The 20088-nt window shown below is 72.4% G+C and carries 18 protein-coding genes and 3 pseudogenes; 6 read left to right on the forward strand and 15 right to left on the reverse strand.

What is annotated here, in order from left to right; all coding sequences use genetic code 11:
- Positions 1-291: 291 nt before the first annotated feature.
- Positions 292-486: a DUF2795 domain-containing protein gene (locus tag FBY22_RS08495; RefSeq protein WP_142143772.1), complete on the forward strand. Its 195-nt coding sequence runs from the start codon at positions 292-294 to the stop codon at positions 484-486.
- Here the strand turns inward: FBY22_RS08495 and FBY22_RS08500 are convergent.
- Positions 483-1480 (reverse strand): annotated as a pseudogene (locus FBY22_RS08500) (IS481 family transposase). The gene FBY22_RS08495 and the pseudogene FBY22_RS08500 overlap by 4 nt on opposite strands.
- A gap of 62 nt (positions 1481-1542) precedes the next feature.
- On the opposite strand from FBY22_RS08500, the pseudogene FBY22_RS08505 reads away from it, so the two are divergent.
- Positions 1543-1872 (forward strand): annotated as a pseudogene (locus FBY22_RS08505) (IS630 family transposase); the annotation flags it as partial.
- Positions 1873-1879: 7 nt separating this feature from the next.
- Here the strand turns inward: FBY22_RS08505 and FBY22_RS08510 are convergent.
- Positions 1880-2371, reverse strand: a pseudogene (locus tag FBY22_RS08510) (DinB family protein).
- Positions 2372-2715: 344 nt separating this feature from the next.
- Between FBY22_RS08510 and FBY22_RS08515 the strand changes: the two are divergent.
- Both FBY22_RS08515 and FBY22_RS08520 read left to right on the forward strand, forming a co-directional pair.
- Entirely contained in the window at positions 2716-5205 is a 2490-nt protein-coding gene (locus tag FBY22_RS08515; protein ID WP_142143774.1) for a molybdopterin oxidoreductase family protein, read from the forward strand.
- Positions 5202-5693 (forward strand): hypothetical protein, encoded by a 492-nt coding sequence (locus tag FBY22_RS08520; RefSeq protein ID WP_142143776.1) that lies wholly within the window; start codon positions 5202-5204, stop codon positions 5691-5693. The genes FBY22_RS08515 and FBY22_RS08520 overlap by 4 nt, the downstream gene beginning before the upstream one ends.
- Here FBY22_RS08520 and FBY22_RS08525 read toward each other — a convergent pair.
- Complete coding sequence (locus FBY22_RS08525; protein ID WP_142143778.1) at positions 5690-6982, reverse strand: PP2C family protein-serine/threonine phosphatase; 1293 nt, start codon at positions 6980-6982, stop codon at positions 5690-5692. The two genes, FBY22_RS08520 and FBY22_RS08525, sit on opposite strands and share 4 nt — an antisense overlap.
- A gap of 288 nt (positions 6983-7270) precedes the next feature.
- Between FBY22_RS08525 and FBY22_RS08530 the strand changes: the two genes are divergently transcribed.
- Together FBY22_RS08530 and FBY22_RS08535 are read left to right on the forward strand one after the other, a co-directional pair.
- Positions 7271-7441 (forward strand): hypothetical protein, encoded by a 171-nt coding sequence (locus FBY22_RS08530; protein ID WP_260844751.1) that lies wholly within the window; start codon positions 7271-7273, stop codon positions 7439-7441.
- A 49-nt stretch (positions 7442-7490) separates the two neighbouring features.
- Positions 7491-7691, forward strand: coding sequence for a hypothetical protein (locus FBY22_RS08535; protein ID WP_142143779.1), 201 nt, complete (start codon positions 7491-7493; stop codon positions 7689-7691).
- Between the two features lie 73 nt (positions 7692-7764).
- Here the strand turns inward: FBY22_RS08535 and FBY22_RS08540 are convergent, their stop codons facing one another.
- The 12 genes from FBY22_RS08540 to FBY22_RS08595 all read right to left on the reverse strand — a co-directional run bounded on the left by FBY22_RS08540 (position 7765) and on the right by FBY22_RS08595 (position 20005).
- A complete protein-coding gene (locus FBY22_RS08540) occupies positions 7765-8661 on the reverse strand; it encodes a glycosyltransferase family 2 protein (RefSeq protein WP_142143781.1) in 897 nt (298 codons plus the stop codon).
- Positions 8658-9524 (reverse strand): glycosyltransferase family 2 protein, encoded by an 867-nt coding sequence (locus FBY22_RS08545; protein WP_142143783.1) that lies wholly within the window; start codon positions 9522-9524, stop codon positions 8658-8660. Before FBY22_RS08545 ends, FBY22_RS08540 begins: the two co-directional genes overlap by 4 nt.
- Positions 9521-10471 carry a glycosyltransferase family 9 protein gene (locus FBY22_RS08550; protein ID WP_142143785.1) on the reverse strand — a complete coding sequence of 317 codons (951 nt, stop codon included), beginning with the start codon at positions 10469-10471 and terminating at the stop codon, positions 9521-9523. Before FBY22_RS08550 ends, FBY22_RS08545 begins: the two co-directional genes overlap by 4 nt.
- Positions 10468-11886: a D-glycero-beta-D-manno-heptose 1-phosphate adenylyltransferase gene (gene rfaE2 / locus FBY22_RS08555; protein ID WP_142147453.1), complete on the reverse strand. Its 1419-nt coding sequence runs from the start codon at positions 11884-11886 to the stop codon at positions 10468-10470. Before rfaE2 ends, FBY22_RS08550 begins: the two co-directional genes overlap by 4 nt.
- Before the next feature lie 2 nt (positions 11887-11888).
- Positions 11889-12476 carry an SIS domain-containing protein gene (locus FBY22_RS08560; protein ID WP_142143787.1) on the reverse strand — a complete coding sequence of 196 codons (588 nt, stop codon included), beginning with the start codon at positions 12474-12476 and terminating at the stop codon, positions 11889-11891.
- Positions 12476-13693, reverse strand: coding sequence for a glycosyltransferase (locus FBY22_RS08565; protein WP_142143789.1), 1218 nt, complete (start codon positions 13691-13693; stop codon positions 12476-12478). The genes FBY22_RS08560 and FBY22_RS08565 overlap by 1 nt, the downstream gene beginning before the upstream one ends.
- Positions 13690-14646, reverse strand: coding sequence for a glycosyltransferase (locus FBY22_RS08570; protein ID WP_142143791.1), 957 nt, complete (start codon positions 14644-14646; stop codon positions 13690-13692). Before FBY22_RS08570 ends, FBY22_RS08565 begins: the two co-directional genes overlap by 4 nt.
- Positions 14643-15632 carry a glycosyltransferase family 9 protein gene (locus FBY22_RS08575; RefSeq protein WP_142143793.1) on the reverse strand — a complete coding sequence of 330 codons (990 nt, stop codon included), beginning with the start codon at positions 15630-15632 and terminating at the stop codon, positions 14643-14645. Before FBY22_RS08575 ends, FBY22_RS08570 begins: the two co-directional genes overlap by 4 nt.
- On the reverse strand, positions 15629-16222 hold the full coding sequence (locus tag FBY22_RS08580; protein ID WP_142143794.1) for an HAD-IIIA family hydrolase: 594 nt from the start codon (positions 16220-16222) through the stop codon (positions 15629-15631). Before FBY22_RS08580 ends, FBY22_RS08575 begins: the two co-directional genes overlap by 4 nt.
- Positions 16219-17223: a glycosyltransferase family 2 protein gene (locus tag FBY22_RS08585; RefSeq protein ID WP_142143797.1), complete on the reverse strand. Its 1005-nt coding sequence runs from the start codon at positions 17221-17223 to the stop codon at positions 16219-16221. The genes FBY22_RS08580 and FBY22_RS08585 overlap by 4 nt, the downstream gene beginning before the upstream one ends.
- 3 nt (positions 17224-17226) lie before the next feature.
- Positions 17227-18861 (reverse strand): carbamoyltransferase C-terminal domain-containing protein, encoded by a 1635-nt coding sequence (locus FBY22_RS08590; protein ID WP_142143799.1) that lies wholly within the window; start codon positions 18859-18861, stop codon positions 17227-17229.
- Positions 18862-19042: 181 nt separating this feature from the next.
- Entirely contained in the window at positions 19043-20005 is a 963-nt protein-coding gene (locus FBY22_RS08595) for an NAD-dependent epimerase/dehydratase family protein (RefSeq protein WP_260844752.1), read from the reverse strand.
- Positions 20006-20088 lie beyond the last annotated feature (83 nt).

The raw sequence follows: 20088 nt of genomic DNA on the forward strand, positions 1-20088 counted from the left end.
CTGACGGCCGGCTCGACTTCGCCACCCTCCACCCAGCGCATCACTCGAGCGAGCTGCGTGGGAGGCGGATGAGCCTTCCTGGCCGTGACTGAGTCCCTTGTGACGAATCTGTGCACCCCTTTACCGCGGTGCCCAAGAACCACATGGAATGGATGAGGTCCTGCACTCACCGGTGTGGCATACCCGTCCCGCGATCCTCCCTGTTGTTGAATCCACCGGCAGGCGAGGACCCAAGGCGGGACGCGGCGGGCAAACTCGCCTTCCATACGGCTCAGCAATGGAGAGGTAACCATGGCAGACATCAGCCCGATCGACATGCAAAAAGCTCTGAAAGGTGCCAACTACCCGGCCAGCCGCGACGACCTCGTGGCGCTGGCCAAGCAAAACGGTGCGGAAAACGATCTCATCGAGAAGCTGTCCAGTTCTGGAGCAGAGCAGTTTGACGGCCCCAACGATGTCCAGAAAGCCGTGTTCGACGAGGACTAGTTGTACTGACCCGTGAGGTTGGGGACGCGGCTGGCGGGTGGTTGCTCTTTCAGCGCGGTGTGTCCGCGGTGGTGATTGTAGGTGTGCAGCCACTGCGGGAACGCTTCCCGACGGTCGGCTTCGGAGCCGTAGGGACGGGCGTAGGCCCACTCCTCCAGCAGGGTGCGGTTGAAGCGTTCGACCTTGCCGTTGGTCTGCGGCCGGTAGGGTCGCGTGCGCTTGTGAGCGATCTGGGCCGCTGCCAGCGCATCGCGCCAGTCGCGTCAGCGGTAGCAGGAGCCGTTGTCGGTGAGCACCCGCTCGACGGTGATGCCGGCCTGGGTGAAGAGGGCGTGGGCCCGCTGCCAGAAGCCGGTGGCGGTCTCCTTCTTCTCGTCGGTGACGATCTCGCTGTAGGCGAGGCGGGAGTGGTCGTCGACGGCGGTGTGCAGGTAGCTGTAGCCCAGGTTGGGGCGGCCGTGACGGGTGCGGGGCCGGGCGGGGTCGCGGTGTGCGGAACTGTTCCGGCTGCCCCGGGCTCTGCCGTCGGCCTTGTGACCGCCGCCGTCGGGGATGTTGCCCAGCTTCTTGATGTCGACGTGGATGAGTTCGCCGGGCCGGTCGCGTTCGTAGCGGCGCACGACGCGGCTGGTGGCCCGGTCCAGATGTGTCAGGCGGGCCAGACGGCAGCGGGTGAGGACCCGGTGCACGGTGGACGGCACCAGGTGCAGGAAGTGCGCGATGCGGGCCGGTCCCACCGGCGCAACAGGCGGACCTTGATGATCCGTCGCTCCGTGCGGGTCGGCGTGCAGCAGGGGCTGTGGCGGGGGCGACTGGGGCGGTCGGCCATGCCGGCCTCGCCGAGCTGCCGGTAGCGGTCGGCCAACCGCTGGGCCGTCGTGGGCGAGACCTGGAAGCGTTCGGCGGCCCGCCGCAGTGGCCAGCCGTCCTCGACGGCGCAGCGGGCCAGGCGCAGGCGGCCGGTCTCGGTCAGGGGTGCATTACGGTGGGGCACGAGGGCCTTTCTGGTCGCCGGTGCAGATGTCGCAATCCACACCAGGCCAAGAAGGCCCTCCCCACTACCTGCGCAGCCTCTACCCGCCCCAGGTCCGTATCGCGATCGTCTGCGACAACTTCTCCCCGCTCCTGACCACCAAGAAGTGCCAACGCGTCGGCACCTGGGCCACGGCGAACAACCTCGAAATCGCCTACACCCCCACCAACAGCTCCTGGCTCAACCGCATCGAGGCCCAGTTCACCGCATTGTGCTACTTCACCCTCGACGGCACCGACCACGCCAGCCACAAGGAACAGGGCAGCATGATCCGCCGCTACATCATCTGGCGAAACGGCCACGCCGACGACCAGCGCCTACGCGCTGTCGTCGACAGGGCTAATGCTGCCTGATCCGGCGCTACACGCCGGTGGTGCCATCGATGCGTTCCCGGACCAGGTCGGCGTGGCCGTTGTGGCGGGCGTACTCCTCGATCATGTGGACGTAGATCCAGCGGAGGTTGACGTCCTGCTCCATGAAGCGGCCCGTATCGGTCAGAGCACGGTCGGCGCAGTGCTCGCGGGCGCGGGCGATCTCCGCGTGCCAGGTGGCGAGGGCGTCACTCAGGGCGGCGCCCGCAGCAAGGTCGAAGCCGCCGTCGGGGCCGTCCGGGTCGGCCTGCGGGTCGTAGATGGGCGGGGCCTGTTCTCCGGCGAGCACGCGGCGGAACCAGTTCCGCTCCACCTCCGCCATGTGCTGGACCAGGCCGGTCAACGTGAAGCCGGACGGCGGCACGGACGCAACGGCGGCCTACTTATTGTCCAGACCCTCGCACTTCATGGCCAGTGTGGTGCGGTGAAAGTCGAACCAGCTTTCAAGCGTCGTGCGCTCGTCGGCGTTCAGGGGCGGCATAGGGCGATCGATGGCGCTCACCGGTCGATTATCGCCAGCGGCCGAAGCCGTCGACAGGCGGGGCCTCACTACAGGGCGAACGTTGCCTGATGCGGCACTAGCTGTGCGCAAAGCAGCCGGCGCCGCTGTCCTCTTGCCGTGCTGTCAGGGCACGCGGGCTGACCGTTGGCGATCAGGCTCCTCATGCCCCAGCTCGTGCGGGCAGCATTCGCCGGGGCGGGGCGCGAATACTTTCCAGCACACCGACTGCATTGAGGAGGAGCACCGGCGTTACGGGCGCGCGATGCCGGGTACCGATGATGCGGTCGGCGCGGCGGGTGCCGGCTGTGATGGAGAGGTCCGGCATGGACGCTTCGGTGGACCGCATCGCGCAGCCGTGGGGCGGCCGTACTCCGTATGGGCGCCACGAGGTGTGGCCCGCGCGGGTGGACACTCATCTCAAGGAGGGCGTCGCGCCGGATGACGTTCAGCGATGGGTGCAGACCGCGTCGATTCTGCACTCCGACGGCGATGCGATGGACATCGCGGTCATGGACGGTCGCATGGTCGGCGTCCGGGGACGCGCGCAGGACCGGGTGAACCACGGCCGCCTCGGGCCGAAGGACCTGTTCGGCTGGCAGGCCAACGCCTCTCCCGACCGGCTGACCCGGCCGCTCGTCCGTGTGGAAGGCCGTCTGGTCGAGACCGACTGGGCGACCGCCATGGACCGGATCGTGTCCCGCTCCCGGACTCTTCTGCAGGAGAAGGGCCCCGGTTCGATCGGCTTCTACACCACCGGCCAGCTGTTCCTGGAGGAGTACTACACGCTGGCGGTGCTGGCCCGCGCCGGCATCGGCACGAATCACCTGGACGGCAACACCAGGCTCTGCACCTCCACGGCCGCCGAGGCGCTCAAGGAGTCCTTCGGCTGCGACGGTCAGCCCGGAAGCTACGACGACGTCGATCACGCGGACGTCATCGCGTTGTACGGGCACAACCTGGCCGAGACGCAGCCGGTGCAGTGGATGCGCATCTTGGACCGGCTCGACGGCGCCAATCCGCCCCGCTTGGTCTGCGTGGACCCCCGGTCGACGCAGGTGGCGCGCCGGGCCACCGTGCACCTCGCCCCGCGCGGCGGCACCAACGTGGCGCTGCTCAACGCGCTGCTGCACGAGATCATCCGCACCGGGCATGTCGATCACGAGTACATCGCGGCTCACACCGTCGGCTTCGAGGAGCTGGAAGCACGGGTCGAGGAGTGCACCCCCGAGTGGGCGGCCGGCATCTGCGACGTCCCGGCCGCGCGCATCGGCGAGGCGGCGGAGGTCATCGGCTCGGCCGACCGGTTGCTGTCGACGGTCCTGCAGGGCGTCTACCAGTCCCACCAGGCCACCGCGGCCGCCGTGCAGATCAACAACATCCACTTGATCCGCGGCATGCTCGGCCGGCCGGGAGCGGGTGTGCTGCAGATGAACGGCCAGCCCACCGCCCAGAACACCCGGGAGTGCGGCGCCAACGGTGACCTGCCGGGCTTCAGGAACTGGGAGAACGACCAGCACGTCGCCGACCTGGCGAAGGTGTGGAACGTCGAACCGAAGCAGATCCCGCACTACGCGCCGCCCACCCACGCCATGCAGATGTTCCGCTACGCCGAACAGGGCTCGATCCGCATGCTGTGGATCAGCGGCACCAACCCCGCCGTTTCCCTGCCCGAGCTGTCCCGCATCCGCTCGATCCTGTCCCAGGAGCGGCTGTTCGTCGTGGTGCAGGACCTGTTCCTGACCGAGACCGCCCAGCTGGCCGACGTGGTGCTGCCCGCCGCGACCTGGGGTGAGAAGACCGGGACGTTCACGAACGCCGACCGCACCGTGCACCTGTCGGACAAGGCCGTCGATCCGCCGGGCGAGGCCAGGCCGGACCTGGACATCTTCCTCGACTACGCCAGGCGCATGGACTTCCGCGACAAGGACGGCGGCCCGCTGGTCCACTGGCACGACCCGGAGTCGGCGTTCGAGGCGTGGAAACGGTGCAGCGCCGGCCGGCCGTGCGACTACACCGGCCTCACCTACGACAAGCTGCGCGGCCCGACCGGCATCCAGTGGCCGTGCAACGAGGACGCACCCGACGGCACGGAACGGCTCTACACCGACGGCATCAGCTGGGCGCACCCCGACCAGTGCGAGACGTACGGCAAGGATCTCCTCACCGGTGCGACGGACAGTGTGGTGGAGTACCGCTCCCTCAATCCGGACGGCAAGGCCATGATCAAGGCCGCCGCCTACATGCCGCCCCATGAGGAGCCCGGTGCTCAGTACCCGTTCCAGCTCACCACCGGGCGGACGATCTATCACTTCCACACCCGGACCAAAACCGGGCGTGCCCCCCAGCTGAACAAAGCCGCGCCCGACGTATGGGTGGAGGTGTCCGCCACCGACGCGGACGAGCGGGGTCTGAACGAGGGCGATCTGGTGGAGGTGGCCACGCCCCGCGGCGCGCTTCGGGGACGGGTCCGGGTCACCGACATTCGGCCGGGACTGCTGTTCGTGCCGTTCCACTACGGCTACTGGGACACCCCGGCCGGTCACGGCCCGGACGAGAAGACACCCGGGCGCGCCGCCAATGAGACGACCGTCACCGACTGGGACCCGGTTTCCAAGCAGCCGTTGTTCAAGACAGCCGCGGCGGCTCTCACCCTCGTCGAACGCGGTGGGGGCCAGGCTGCCCCCGCGCCGACCACCACCGCGTCCGTGCCGTCACGGAGCGGCGGCGTTCCGGCAACGGCGGGAGGCCCTTCGGCGAGCGTGGTGGAGTCGGACGGCGCCACATGGCATGGACGTGAGGAGGGAAGCCGGTGAACGGCATCACCCTGACCCTGCGCGTGCTGCACCACGGCGAGAAAGATCTCGCCAGGCACCTGGTCACGGTGGCGGAACGTCATCGCACCGAGCACGAGATCCACCACGTCGCCACCGACCTGGCCCTCTGGTCCCGTGAACACGTCCAGCGACTGGCCGACACCGGTCGCCACTATGGCGTGAAGCTCGGTGAGCCGCCTGACTCGTCCGACCCGGGTGTTCTGGCGACATTCAGGGAGAAGGCGGCGAAGGCCATGGGCCACCGGCCCGAGCCCGGTCTGCTCCTGCTGCGCGACCTGCGGGAGCTGCATCTGGGAGCGACCGAGAACTCGCTGCACTGGGAGATGCTCGCCCAGGCGGCCCAGTCCACCAAAGACGACCGGCTCCTGGCCCTCGCCTCGTCCTGTCACCCGCAGACCCTGCGGCAGATGCGTTGGTCCAACACCATGATCAAGAACATCTCACCGCAGATCCTGACCAGCCTCTAGCCGGCAACCGGCGGCAGACGGAGGGCCAGGATTGCTACATCGTCACTGCTGTCCTGGGCCAGGCCGGACAGCAGTTCGTCACAGAGGACGTCCAGGGGTTCGCGGGCGAGGGCGGCGGCGTGCTGGCGCAGCCGGGTCAGACCGCGGTCGAGGGATTCGCCGCGGCGTTCGATCAGGCCGTCGGTGTAGAGAAGGAGTGTGCCGCGGGCCGGCAGTGCTTCGGCGGCGTGGGGGCGGGGGAGGCGGGGATCGACGCCGAGGAGGGGACCGTGACCGTCGTCCAGGTACCGCGTGTCGCCTTCGTAGGTGATCAGCAAGGGAGGCGGGTGGCCGGCGTTGGCGTACTCCAGCGTCCAGGGGCCTGCTTCCGGCCCGGTCATGAGCGCGTAGACGCAGCTGGCGGTGGCCCCGCCGTAGAGGCTGAGGTAGGCGCGGTCCAGACGGTGCAGGATGTGGCCGGGCGGTTCTTGCCGGTCGCAGGCGATGCCACGCAGCATGTTGCGAAGGTGGCTCATCGTTACGGCTGAGCGCAGGTCGTGTCCGGTGACGTCCCCGATGATGAGTGTGGTGGCACCGTTGGGCAGCAGGAAGCTGTCGTACCAGTCACCCCCGACCTCCGCCGTGGTGCGGGACGGCGTGTAGCGGGCGGTCAGCTGCAGATGGCGGGGAAGTTCGGGCAGCAGGGAACGCTGCAGGCGCTCGGCGATGCGCTGGGTCTCCTGGTGCAGGCGTGCGTTGTCGACGGCCAGAGCGATGCGGTGGGCGAGATCATCCACCAGGGCGAGGTCCTGCTCGCACAGAGCTGCCCGCCCGCTCGTACGCGCGACGGTCAGAGCACCCAGCACCTGGCGGCGGGCCCGCAGTGGAGCGATGATCACGGAATCGGCGCCCATGTGCGCGAAGAGTTCGAGTTGGCGGGCGCGCAGTGGGTTGTCCGGGACCGTCTCGTGCGTCGCCATGCCGGTCAGCAGCAGCGGTCCTGCTCCCCGTAGGACGCGTGCCAGTGGGCCGGGATTGGTCTTGGGCAGGGGCGGCAGGCAGCCTTCCAGGGCGCTGGCGGGAAGGGCCATCGGGTCACGGTGCATGACACAGACGCGGTGCGGATGGTCCTGCTCGTCCTGCAGATCGACCACACACCAGTCACCGAGCCGGGGCACCGCGACCCGGCAGACCCGGCGCAGGCCCTCGTCGATGTCCAGCGTGCTCGACAACGCCGAGGTGGCCTCTGCCAGCAGCGTCAGCCGGTCCAGCGCCTGCTGCAGTATCTCGTCGACGTCATAGTCATCCATCGGTCTCTCACCCAGGTCGCGGCGGTGCACAAGAACACCGTTCCCATGATTGACTCCGCGGTGGTCGCCAGTCCACATCGGCTACCGCAGCGTAGTGATGGGACGGTCGGAGGATGGTCGGTGTCAGCCGGCATCGTGGGCCGGATGGTGAGCGGGCGGCCGGCGACGCCGGAGCGGACAAGGACGTGGTCGATGCGGCTGCCGGCGATGCCACTCCTGAATCGTCGCTTGGCGAGGCGGCTGCGCAGGCTGAGCCGGCGGAGCCGGAGGTCGAGGCTGTCCAGCCTGGTGTCCTGCACGCCCCGCCCGTGGGCCGTCGCCCTGCTGCTCGCGGTGTCCGTCGGAGCAGGTGTCCGGCATCACCACCTCCGAACCCTGGGTGATATGGCGTTCGCCGCCGACTGGCCCGTGACGCTGTACGTGGCGTTCCGGTTGCTGTGCCGCTGGACGGAGCCCTGAGCGTTGCCCCGGAAGGACGTGGGACACCCGTCCGCAGGAGGTGACCACCATGCCGGAACCTGGAAGCAAGAAGTACGACACCAAGCGGGCGAGGTTGCGCAAGGAGGCGGAGCGGTCGGGGATCTCCGACCAGGACGCCAACGCGGCGGCCAACGAGTCCCTGCAGCGGGAGCCGGAGCACCAGAGGCGCGGCCCGCGGACGGAACGTGGCCGGGGCCCGAAGGGCGAACGCCCGGAGAACACGGGCTGACCAGCTGTCCACGAACGGGGCGGGGACGCAGAGCGCGGCCCCGCCCCGTTCGTGTGCCCTGGTCCCGCGGGCTTCAGCCCACGTAACGGCGGGCGGCCGAGCGCTGCTGCGCCTCCTCCAGGATGCGCATCCGCGCCTCGATTTCCGTCGGCAGGACCCGCCGCTCGCGCAGCACCCACGGGAGGGCGGCCGCGGCCTCGGCGAAGGCCCGTAGAGACACCCTGTCGTGGGGGACCGTGCGGGCCAGGTACACGGTGCGGCGCAGCGCGGGTCCGGCCGGGCGGCGCAGCCAGGTGAACCAGAGGGTGTTGCGGATGCCGTGCGCCCGGCGCAGCGTCGGGTCCCGCACCGCCGACGGCTGGTGATGGACCGTCAGGTGGTCGGCGTATGTCAGCCACCATCCGTTCGCCGCCAGGTCGGCGGCGAGCAGTTCCTCCTCGCCGCCCAGCCACAGCCGGGGGTGGAAGCCGCCCGCGGTGCCGAAGGTGTCGGTGCGCAGGACGGTGGCGGCGGCCAGGAAGGAGCCCAGCGCGGGGCCGGGCAGCCAGTCCGGAGCGGGCACGGGCGAATTGCGCAGTTCCTCGTTGATCGGGTCCTCGGCGCTCCCTGGCTCGACCAGGATGCGGGCCGTGACGGTGGCGAGCGCCGGGTACCGGTCGAGGAGGTCGGCGGCGCCGGACAGGGCGCCGGGGCTCCACCAGGAGTCGTCGTCGCAGAAGGCCACGTAGGGCGTGCGGACTTCGCGGACGGCGAGGTTACGGCCGATGGCGCCGAGGTTGCGGCCGGGGCACAGCAGCCGTACCCGCGGGTGGTGGCGGGAGACCGCGTCGGCGGTGCCGTCCGTGGAGGCGTTGTCGACGACGATCACCTGCGGCTGTTCGGGGAGTTCGGCGAGGTGGTCGAGGGTGTGCAGGAGTTCGGGGCGGCGGTTGTGGGTGATGACGACGACGGTGGTGCGGGGGTCGGTCATGGCTGTGCTCCGTCCAGCGTGCGGGCGGCCTGCTCCAGGTGCGGGGGCAGGGGGCGGCGGGCGCGCAGGGCGGCCGGCAGGCGCGTGAGGGTCTGGCGCAGGGCCTGCCGGGCGGTCGGGTCGCGGCGGGCGTCGGCGGCCAGGTCCCGGGTGCGGGCGAGGGCGTGGGGCAGGGGGCGGCGTAGCCAGGCGGTGAGGAGTTCGTTGCGGCGCTGGACGGCCGGGCGGCCGTTGCGGGGCGCCGGGTCCGGGTGGTGGTGGGCGATGACGTCGGGGCAGTGGGTGACGCCCCAGCCGCGTGCGGCGAGGTCGTAGGCGAGGAGGGTCTCCTCGCCGCCGAAGAACAGCAGGGGGTGGAAGCCGCCCGCGTCGAGGTACGCCTCGCGGCGGACGACGGAGGCGCAGGCGAGGAAGCCGAGGACCTGGGTTCCGGGCAGATCCCGAGCCACACCTAGCGGGGAGGCGGTGAGGACGTCGTTGAGGGGGTCGGGTTCCTCGGCGGGGCCGACCAGGGTGGCGGCGGCGATCAGGCCGAGGCGTGGGTGGGTGTCCATCAGCTTGGCCGCGGTCTCCAGGGCGCCGGGTGCCCACCATGAGTCGTCGTCGCTGAACGCCAGGTACGGGGTGCGCAGTCGGCGAACGCCGTCGGTGCGGGCGAGCGCCCCCCGGTTGAACGGCAGGGACAGCACCTGCACCGTGGGGAAGTCGTGGGCGAGCCGGGCGCGGGTGTCGTCGGTGGAGGCGTTGTCGACGACGAGGATCTCCGGCTGCTCGGGCAGGTTGAGGAGCCGGCCCAGGGTGCGGGCCAGGCTCGCCGACCGGTTGCGGGTGGCGATGACGATGCCTATGGGCGCTTGGTTCATGGGGTGTCGGGGAGCTGGTCGAGGGCGTGCAGTACGTCGTCGGTGGCGATGCGCAGCAGTGCCGGGTCCGTGCGGCGGCCGTGCGGGTCGCCGTCCTGGCCGGGGTGCCACAGCACGCGGTGGCGGGGGTCGGGCGGCGGGCCCCAGCGGCTCGGCGGGACCGGACCGAACAGGGTCACCGAACTGGTGGCGTGGGCGACGGCGAGGTGGGCGATGCCGGTGTCGCCGCTGACGACCGCGGAGGCGTCGGCGACCAGCGCGGAGAGCCGTTCGAAGGGGAGGCCGCCGCCGAAGGTGTCGGTGTCGGGCAGCCGCGCCTGCTTGGCGAGGCGGGCCACGAGGTCGTCCTCGCCCGCTCCTCCGGTGACCACGACCCGGTGGCCGCGCTTGCGCAGGGCGGTGGCGACGGCGGCGTAGCGGTCGACGGGCCAGCATCGGGAGGGGGCACCGGCGCCCGGGTGCAGTACGACGGCCCCTGGCGCGGGGGAGGCACTCTGTGGGCGGGGCAGCCGTAGGTCGGCCGGGTCGGCGGGGACGCCGTAGAACTCCAGGAAACGGCACCAGCGGTCCCGCTCGTGTTCCTCCGCCCGCCAGCGCGGACCGTCGATCTCCGGGTTGTCCGGGTGGGCGAAGGCGAAGAGGCGGCGCGGGCACAGCGCCTGGAGCAGGCGGTGGCTGGGCGGTCCGTTGCCGTGCAGGTCGACGGCGATGTCGGGTGGCGGGCCGGCCCAGTCGAGGATGCGCGGTACGGCCCGGCCGGGGGCGGAGGCGGGCAGCAGCCGGTCGACGGCTCCCGTCGCCGCGGCCACCGGTTCGAGTTCGGCGGGGGCGGCCAGCACCAGCTCGTGGCCGGGAAAGGCCCGTCGCAGGGCGCGCAGGGCCGGGACCCCGGCAAGGAGGTCGCCGAGGCCGAGGGCGCGCAGGACGAGCAGGCGGGGGCGCGTCATCGGGCACCCGCCGCCGCCCGGTCCAGAAGCGTGGTCGAGGACCGCCCGGCGAGGTACGGCAGCAGCACCGCCTGCCCGCCCCACTCCTGCAGCAGCGCCGCCTCGGGCAGGTCGGCGCCGGTGTAGTCGCTGCCCTTGACCCAGACGTCGGGCCGCAGGTCGGCGAGCAGCTGTTCCGGGGTGTCCTCGTCGAACACGGCCACAGCGTCGACGCAGGCGAGGGCGCGCAGTACCCGGACCCGGTCGGCGAGCGGATTCACCGGTCGGCCCTCTCCCTTGCGGCGCCGTACCGACGCGTCCGAGTTGAGGCACACGACGAGGCAGTCGCCGATCCGCCGGGCGGCCTGGAGCAGGCCGACGTGCCCGGCGTGCAGCAGGTCGAAGCAGCCGCCGGCGGCCACGACGATACCGCCGGCCGCTCGCACCCGGGCGATCACGGTGTGCGGGTCCGGGTCCGTGTGGGGGTCCGCGCCCTCCTCGCCGGACGGACGCGGGTCCGCCTCGGGGGAGGCGCCGTCGGCCAGTCCGCCCGCGCCACCCGCGGCGACGAACCCGGTCGCGGCGGCGACGGCGCCTTCCACCGCCTCGCCGACGAGTGTTCCGTCGGCCAGCAGGCCGGCCGCCGTGGCGGCGAACCGGTCGCCGGCACCGCAGGGGTCGCCGTGATGCGCGGCGGGTGCAGGGACGAGCAGGGGGTGTTCGCCGTAGGACAGCAGGGCGCCGCGCGCGCCCATGGTCACCGCGACACAGGCAACCCGCCAGTGCCGAACGAGCGCGGCGGCCTCGCGGGCGGCGGCGCGCAGGTCGCTGCCCGGCGCCTCGGTGGTGTTCTGGTCCGCGGCGGTCGCCGCGAAAGCGTGCGCCTCCGACCGGGCGGGAGTCACCAGCCGTGTCCCCGGCACCGGCGGTCCGCCGCGCGGGTGCGGGTCCCAGACGACGGGCGGGCGTTCGGCCAGTACGTCGCGCAGGGCGTCGGCCGCGCCCCGGCCGTAGTCGGAGACCAGGACGGCCGGGGCCGAGCGGACCGCCTCGCGGGCCTCGTCGGTGGCCTCGCGGACGCGGCCGTCACCGCGGTCCAGCCGCACGACCGGGCGGCCCTGCGCCAGCACGCGGGTCTTCTCCGCCAGCCCACCGGTCAGCGGCAGGCCGATCACCTTCACCCGGCCGCCGAGCAGCCGGCGCAGCTCCTCGCTCGCCGGGTCGTCGCCCACGCCGGTGACCAGGGTGACCTCCCGGCCGTCGCGGGCGGCCAGGCAGGCCGCGAGAGCGGCGCCGCCGGGCCGCGCCCGCCGGGTGTGCTCGGTGACGACGGGTACGGGCGCGTCGGGGGCGAGCCGGTCGGCGGTACCGGTCAGGTCGCGGTCGAGCAGGGCGTCGCCGACCACGACGAGCGGGGACTTGCCGGAGCCCGCCATGGTCACCTCCCGTTCCTCTCCACGGCCGCGTCGAACGCCTCGCACACCATGTGCACCGCCACCAGGTGGAGTTCCTGGACGGTCGCGGTGGAGGAGCCCGACACGCACAGTGCCTCGTCGCTGCAGGCCACCAGAGGGTTGGGGGCCGGGCCGGTCAGCGCCCAGACGGTCAGGCCCGCCGCGCGTCCGGCGTCGGCGGCGGCCAGCAGGTTGGCGCTGGCGCCGGAGGTGGACAGCAGCATCAGGATGTCGCCGGGGCGGCCGTGGGCGCGGACCTGGCGGGCGAACACCTCGTCGACGCCGTAGTCGTTGGCGATGGCGGTGGTGGAGGAGGTGTCGGCGTGCAGGGCGATCGCGGAGAACGGCGGGCGGTCGTCGCGGTAGCGGCCGACGAGTTCGGCGGTCAGGTGCTGGGCCTGGGCCGCGCTGCCGCCGTTGCCGGCGGCCAGCAGCCGACCGCCACCGCAGAGAACGGCGGCGAGTTGCCCGCCCCACCGCTCGGTGAAATGGGCCCGTTCACGGAACCGGACCAGGGCGTCGAGCAGTTCGTCGCAGTGCGCGGTGACGGACGATTCGGCGTGGGTGCTCATCAGGCGACCTCCGTACGCAGTTCACGGCCCAGGGCGGTCTGCCGGTAGACCTGTTCCGCTCCGTCCGCGACGCGCCGCCAGGTGTAGCGGGCCAGCACACGCTCGCGGCCGGCCGCGGCGAAGCGGCGGCGCCTGCGCTCGTGTCCGAGCAGGTCGCGCGCGGCGTCGGCGATCGCCGGGGCGTCGCCCGGCGGCACGAGCCGTCCGGTGCGCCTGTCGGCGACGGTGTCCCGGTGGCCACCGACGGCGGTGGCGACGACGGGTGTCCCGCAGGCCATGGCCTCCAGCGGAACGATGCCGAAGGGCTCGTAGACGGGAGTGCACAGGACCAGGTCCGCGCCGGCCATGAGCGCCGGCATCCGGCGCGGTTCGACGGCGCCGAGCAGGCGCACCCGGTCGGCCACGCCCTGCTCCTCGGCCAGTTTCAGCAGCCGCCGGGCCTCGGGTTCGGTGTTCAGCCGGTCGGAGGGCGGGCCGCCGGCGATGAGGAGTTCGGTGTCCGGGATCCTGGTGAGGGCGCGGATCGCCTGGTCGTACCCCTTGCGGGGGACCAGCCGGCCGCAGGCGAGCAGCCGGTGCCGCTGCTCGCGCGCGGGGGCGTCGGCGGTGTCCGCCCCGGGGTGGAAGTGGTCGGCGTCGACGCCGCACGGCACCACGGACACCCGGCTGGAGGACACCCCCATGGCAGCGAGCTCCTGAACCTCGTCGGTGCAGGTCGCCAGGATCCGCTCGCACGTATGGGCTATCTGACGTTCGATGCCGATGCGTTCGATCGGGCTGGTGTCGTCCCGGCCCTGGTGGCGTCGCTTGACGGTGCCCAGAGCGTGGAACGTCTGGATGACGGGGATGCCATGCGGGTGGGCGCCGATCTGGGATGCCATGCCGGACATCCAGAAGTGGGCGTGCACCACGTCGGGCCGCTCCCGCAGCCAGACCCGGGACAGGTGGACGGCGAAGGCGGGCATGTGCTCGAACAGGGCGTCCTTGGGTATGGCCTCGGGTGGCCCGGCGGGCACATGCTCGACGACGGCGCCGCCGGGCAGGGGCACACGGTCAGGCAGGTCGGCGGAGTCACGCCGGGTGTAGACGGTGACGTCGTGGCCACGACGCGCCAACTCCTCCGAGAGGCGGGCGACATACACGTTCTGGCCACCGGCGTCGACACCGCCGAGCGCGGCGAGCGGACTCGCGTGCTCGGACACCATGGCGATCCTCATCGGGTCACCTCCTTCAGCAGCCGCTCCCAGTCGTCCAGGAAGCGGGACAGTCCGTAGCGGGCGAGCGCCGCCGCGCGTGCTCTCTCGCCGACCGTGCGTGCGTGCAGCGGGTCGGCGACGAAGTCGCGGACGGCATCGGTCAGTACATCGATGCGGTTGGAGACCACTCCGGCGCCGGGCGGCACGGCCTCGGTCACCTCCGTGGTCGCCAGCGCGACCACGGGCATGCCCAGGTGCATCGCTTCCAGCAGGGACAGACCCAGTGACGTCCAGCGGACCGGATGGAGGTAGAGGCGGCGCCTGGCCATCGCCAGGTGCAGCTCGCGTTGGACGAGTTCATGTGAACGGCAGCGCTCGGGCGTGAGACCCAGGTGGCCGGCGAGGCCGGCGGTCCTCATGCCGAAGACGTCCAGCGCAGCCGCCTCGGCGAATGTGGGCAGCAGATCGGTGCCGGTCGTACGGCCGCGCCGGATCGGCTCGTTGACGGCGACGGCCGCGTGCGGGATCTCGCCGGTCCACAGGGGACCGGGGTCGACGATGCCGTGTTCGATGACGGTGGTCTCGGTGTTCCCGGCGTCCCACATCAGGCGGTTGAAGTGGGTGACATGGACCAGCGGCACGCCGGGCAGGTCGGCGGCCGGGTGCCGGGTGTCCGGTACTCCGGGGGAGCCGTGGGGGGCGTTGTGCTCCAGGTACACCATGGGCGGCCGCCGGCCCAGCCACTGCTCCACGAGGGTGTACTCGTGCGGGCGTTGCAGGATCACCACGTCGATGTCCGCGTCCCGCAGCCGCTCCGGCGGGAGCTCGATCACCGACTGAGGCCAGTCGAAGGTGCGGGCACGGCCGAGACCGTCGGGCCCGCGGTCCGGGGTGACGGGGACGACGTAGGTGTGCGGGCCCTGCACGAAGGCCGTGGTCCACGACCCGTGCACGTGCCAGATCAGGATCCTCATTCCGCGACCATCACCTTCTCCACGGCGGCCACCACATCCTCGGCGCTCACCGACTCCAGGCACGGATGGCCGGGCACCGGGCACTGCCGGGCGCGGCTGTCCGCGCAAGGCGCGCCCTGGTCGCCGAGCAGCACGTACGGGACGCCGTAGGGCCGCCAGCGCTCGGCCGGGACGACCGGGGCGAACAGGGAGACGACGGGGGTGCCGACGGCGGCGGCGAGATGGGCGGGCCCGGTGTTGCCGGTGACGACGGCCCGCGCCCCGGCGAGCACGCCGGCCAGTTCCGCGGCGTCGGTACGGCCGCCGAGGTCGAGACCGTGCTCACCGGCGACGTACGCGGTCAGCTCGCGCTCCCCCCGGCCGCCGGTCACCACGACCCGCTGTCCGGCCGCCGCGAGTTCACGCACCGCCTCGGCGCACCGCTGCCGGCTCCAGGCCCGGGCGGGGACGCTGGCACCGGGATGCAGCACGACGTACGGCTCAGGGCCGGTCAGCCGGAGGGCGTTGGGCGGGGGCAGCACGCGCAGCCGGCCGTCGTCGACGCGGGGGAAGCCCGCGGCCTGGGCGAGGTCGAGCGCGGCTTCCACCTCATGGGCGTGCGGGGCGCGCTGGTGGCGTACGTCGAGCAGCGAGCCGGGGTAGTCCACGCTGTCGGCGGCGATGTGCGCCACGCCGGCCAGGCGCAGCAACAGCGCTGTGGGCAGCGGGGACTGGTGGAAGGAGGTGAGGACCAGCGCCGCGTCGGCGTCGATCGTGTCGACGAGCAGCTCGACCTCTCCGCGGCCGACCGCCGGGGGCGTGAGGCCCACCCAGGGCGCGTCCCAGACGAGGACGTCGTCGACGCCCGGCAGCATACGGGCGGCGGGGGCGCCGAGCCGGCCGCACAGGACGGTGACGTGGTTGGCCCGAGCGGCTACAGCACGGATCGCGGGCCCGGCGAGCAGCACGTCGCCAAAACTGTCCAGGCGGGCCACGAGGGCTCTCATCGGATCCTCCCGGTGGTGCCGTAGGCGGCCTCCACGGGCCGCTCCTCGGTGAGGCCCCGGCCGAGCGGCAGCCGTCCGGACAGCACCGCCCGCACGGCGGTGGACAGGTCGGGTGCCACGTGTCCAGCAGCCGCGATCTCCTCCGGCCGGGTCTGCACGGTGGGGACGAGGACGCCGAGGGCACCGGCCCGGCGGGCGGCCTCGACGTCGGCGCCGATGTCACCGATCACGGCGATCCGCTCCGGCGGGGTGCGCAGCCGGTCGGCGGCCAGAAGGATCATGCCGGGACGGGGCTTGCGGCAGTGGCAGCCGTCCTCGGGGCCGTGCGGGCAGACGGCCCACACGTCGAAGGGGCCGAGCAGCTCGTCGATCCGCTCGTTGACCCGGCGGACGTCGGCGGTGGAGAGCAGCCCGCGCGCGATGCCGGACTGGTTGGTGACCACGCCGGTGCCGATGCCCCGGGCGCGCAGCAGGTCGAGCGCCCGGCGGGCGCCGCCGACCGGGCGGACCAGGTCGGGGTCGCCGTTGTAGGGAACGTCATGGACGAGGGTGCCGTCGCGGTCGAACAGCACGAGGTCGATCTCGTTCACGGCGCCACCTCCAGCCAGGGGGCGGCGTCGCGGTGGCGCCACATGCCGCTGAACCAGTGCCAGGTGGCCGCGGGCGGGATGAGCACGCTGGTGGCGAGCATGGTGTTGACCTCGTGCCGGGTGCGCGGGCCGGGCGCGATGCGCGCCCAGGCGAACTCGCCGGTGCCGGCGGCCCAGCTGAGCGCTGCCGCCGCGGCGGCCCGGCGGTGCCCGGTCAGGGCGAGGGCGCAGGCGGCCAGGCCGGTGGCCGTGACCGCGAGATGGTTGCGCAGCCGGCCGCGCGGTGCCATGGCCCGGTGCCACCAGCCGGGTCCGTGAAGGCGCCGCATGAGGGCGTCGTCGGCGTTGCCCCGCTGGGCTCGCAGTGACACCCAGCGGTCGGCGGGCCGCACCGGGTGCTGGGTGGTGCGCCGCCCCTGCCGGATCCGCCATCCGGCGTCCAGCACCCGCAGGGCGAGGTCGGCGTCCTCGCGGAAGGCCCGCCGGAACCGCTCGTCGAAGCCGCCCACCTGCTTCAGCGCCTCTGCGCGAAACGCCATGTCGGCGGTGATCCAGCGCGCCTGAGCCAGTCCCGCGGTGCCGCGCTCCCAGTCGGTTGGGCGGCGCTCACCCGGAAGCGGCACGGCGATGACGCCCTGCACGCCGCCGGTCTCGGGGCTGGCTTCCGCCAGGTCCTGGGAGAGCTGGTCGCACCAGTGCGGTCCGACCTTTACGTCGTCGTCGAGGAAGGCGACCCAGGGTGCCGTGACCGCGCGCGCTCCGCTGTTGCGGGCGGCGGCGGGCCCGCGCCCGCCACTGTGGATCACCAGGGTGCGCTCGCGCAGCTCGCCTAGAACGCTCAGCGGGTGTTCCAGCGCGTCGGGGTCCGGCTCGGGCTCGGGCCGGTCGTCGACGAGGACGATCTCCTCGGGCTTCGGACCGGTCGCGGCGGCCAGTGCGGTCAGGCAGTCGGCGAGCGTGTCGCGGACCAGGGTGGGGATGACGACGGCGTACGCGGTCATGGGTCAGGCCCTCCCGAACATCACGCCCCGGCGCACCACGAAGGGTCCGATGGCAAGCAGGTCCACGGGAGCCGAGCCGAAGCACTCCAGGGCGTCACGCGGGTCGTCGACCATGGGTCGCCCGGCGGTGTTCAGGCTGGTGTTGACCACGACGGGCAGCCCGGTGCGCTCCTCGAAGGAGCTCAACATGCGCGCCACGAGCGGCTCCTGGCGGGCGTCGACGGTCTGGATGCGGGCGGTGCCGTCGACGTGCACGACGGCCGGGATACGGTCGCGCCACCGGTCCGCGACGTCGTGCACGAACAGCATGTACGGGCTGGGCAGCGGGCCACCGGAGAACAGCTCGTGGGCGCGTTCGGCGAGCACCATGGGCGCGACCGGCCGGAACTCCTCGCGGCCCTTGACCCGGTTCAGCCGCTCCAGGTTCTCCGCCCGGCCCGGGTGGGCCAGCAGGGAACGGTGGCCCAGGGCGCGCGGCCCGTACTCGCTCCGTCCCTGGAACCAGGCGACGACGCCGTCCCGGGCCAGCTCCTCGGCGACAGCCTCGGCGATGTCGGAGGGCTCCTCGTACGGCACGCCGGCCTCCTGAAGCCAGGCGCGGATCTCCTGGTCGCTCCAGCCGCGGCCGAGGTCGGCGCCGGACATGGGCTCCGGGTTCTCCGCCAGGTGCAGGGCCCCGCCGAGCGCGGTCCCGGCGTCACCGGCGGCGGGCTGTACCCAGACGTTCCGGTACGGCCCACGGGCGGCGATCTTGGAGTTGGCGACGCAGTTGAGGGCGACGCCGCCGGCCAGGGCGAGGGCCTCGCCGCCGGCCTCGCGGTGCAGCCAGTGCACGAGTTCGAAAAGGACCTCTTCGAGGACGGCCTGGGTGCTGGCGGCCAGGTCGGCATGGTCCTGGGTCCACGGCTCGTTCTTGCCGCGGGGCGGGGCGAGCGCGGCCCAGTCGACGCCGTGGGCGCGGAAGCCGCCGTCGCCGGTGGCGTGCACGTACTGCCGCAGCTGGGGCAGGAAGCGGGGCTTGCCGTAGGAGGCGAGCGCCATCACCTTGTACTCGTCGCTGCTGCGCAGGAAGCCGAGGTGCTGGGTCAGGTCCTCGTAGACCAGGCCGAGCGAGTGGGGCAGCGGCTGCGTGAAGAGCGTGTCGAGCTTGCCGTCGTCGTAGCGGCCGGCCAGGTGGGAGGCGCACTCGCCACGGCCGTCCAGGACGAGGACCGCGCTGTCCGGGTGCGGCGCGGCGCGTCCGGCGGAGGCGGCGTGCGCGACGTGGTGCGGGACGAAGACGACCCGCTCGGGGTCCAGGCCGGGAAGCGCCTCGGCGAGGAACTCGGGGGCGCGCCGGGCGTAGTCCTGGCGCATCGGGTCCCAGGGGTCGTCCAGCCCCATGTCGGCGGCGGGCCGGGCGAGCTTCGGGTCGTAGGAGTAGGTGACCGCGTCCAGTTCCTCGGGCCGAACGCCGGCATGCTCCAGGCACCAGCGGGCGGACAGCTCGGGCAGCTCCCAGGCGGAGAACGGCACCGGGCGTTTGCCGTGTTTGCGCCGACTGAAGCGCTCCTCCTCGGCGGCCGCGACCGTGCGGCCGTCCACGACGAGGGCGGCGGCGGGATCGTGGAACAGGGCGTTGATTCCAAGAATGCGCATAGGTGCTCCGTCCCGGGCGGCGTGCGACGTCACTCTGGTCTCGGCGAGTGCCGCACTGCGGTTGTCTCAAACCTGTGGAGACAGCTCATCCCGGGATAGGCCAGATCTGTCACGGTATGTGGTGATTTGTTACGATAGGTGTCGCCGCCGCGGGGGCTGCGTTCACACGCCAAGCGCTGCCTCAGGCGGCCGCGGACCGCGAGAACCAGCCGATCGTCCGCTTGAGGCCCTCGGTCCAGTCCACGCGCGGCTGCCATCCGAGCCGCTCACGGGCCAGCCGGGTGTCGGGGCGGCGTCGGCCGGGGTCGTCGACCGGACGTTCGACGAACCGGATGCGGGAGGAGGAACCGGTGATCTCGACGATGCGGCGGGCGAGGTCGAGCATGGTGATCTCCTCACCGCCGCCGATGTTGACCGGGCCGGGTTCACCGGAGGCCGCCAGGGCCAGGACGCCGTCCACGGTGTCGTCGACGTAGCACAGCGAGCGGGTCTGGCTGCCGTCACCGGCGACGGTCAGCGGCATGCCGTCCAGGGCCTGCGAGATGAACGCGGGGACGGCGCGTCCGTCACCGGTGCGCATGCGCGGGCCGTAGGTGTTGAAGATGCGGACGATGGCGGTGTCGGTGCCGTGCACCTGGCGGTGGGCGGTGACCAGGGCCTCGGCGAAGCGCTTGGACTCGTCGTACACGCTGCGCGGGCCGACCGGGTTGACGTTGCCCCAGTACGTCTCGCGCTGCGGGTGCTCCAGTGGGTCGCCGTACACCTCGGAAGTGGAGGCGAGGAGGAACCGGGCGCCGTCGGTCCGGGCGCGTTCCAGCGCCAGGCGGGTGCCGGTGCTGCCGACGTCGAGGGTCTCCAGCGGCAGCCGCAGGTAGTCGGCGGGCGAGGCAGGGCACGCGAAGTGCAGCACCACATCGAAGCGGCCGGGCAGTGCCTGCCAGGCCGCGGGGTCGGTGGCGTCTGCGCGCACGAAGCGGAAGCCGGCCTGCTGCTGGAGCACGGCCACGTTGCTCCGGGACCCGGTGGCCAGGTTGTCGAGGCATACGACGTCACACCCGGCGTCGAGCAGCCGACCGCACAGATGCGACCCGACGAATCCGGCGCCGCCGGTCACCAAAGCCCGGCGCCAGGTCTGTCCGCTCACGGGACTCTCCTCGCTCTTCGGTTCACTTGCGTGTCCGCTTGAGTAACCAAACCCGACGGTTGCATGCCTGGAGCCCCGGTGCA

Source organism: Streptomyces sp. SLBN-31, from assembly GCF_006715395.1.
GTDB lineage: Bacteria > Actinomycetota > Actinomycetes > Streptomycetales > Streptomycetaceae > Streptomyces.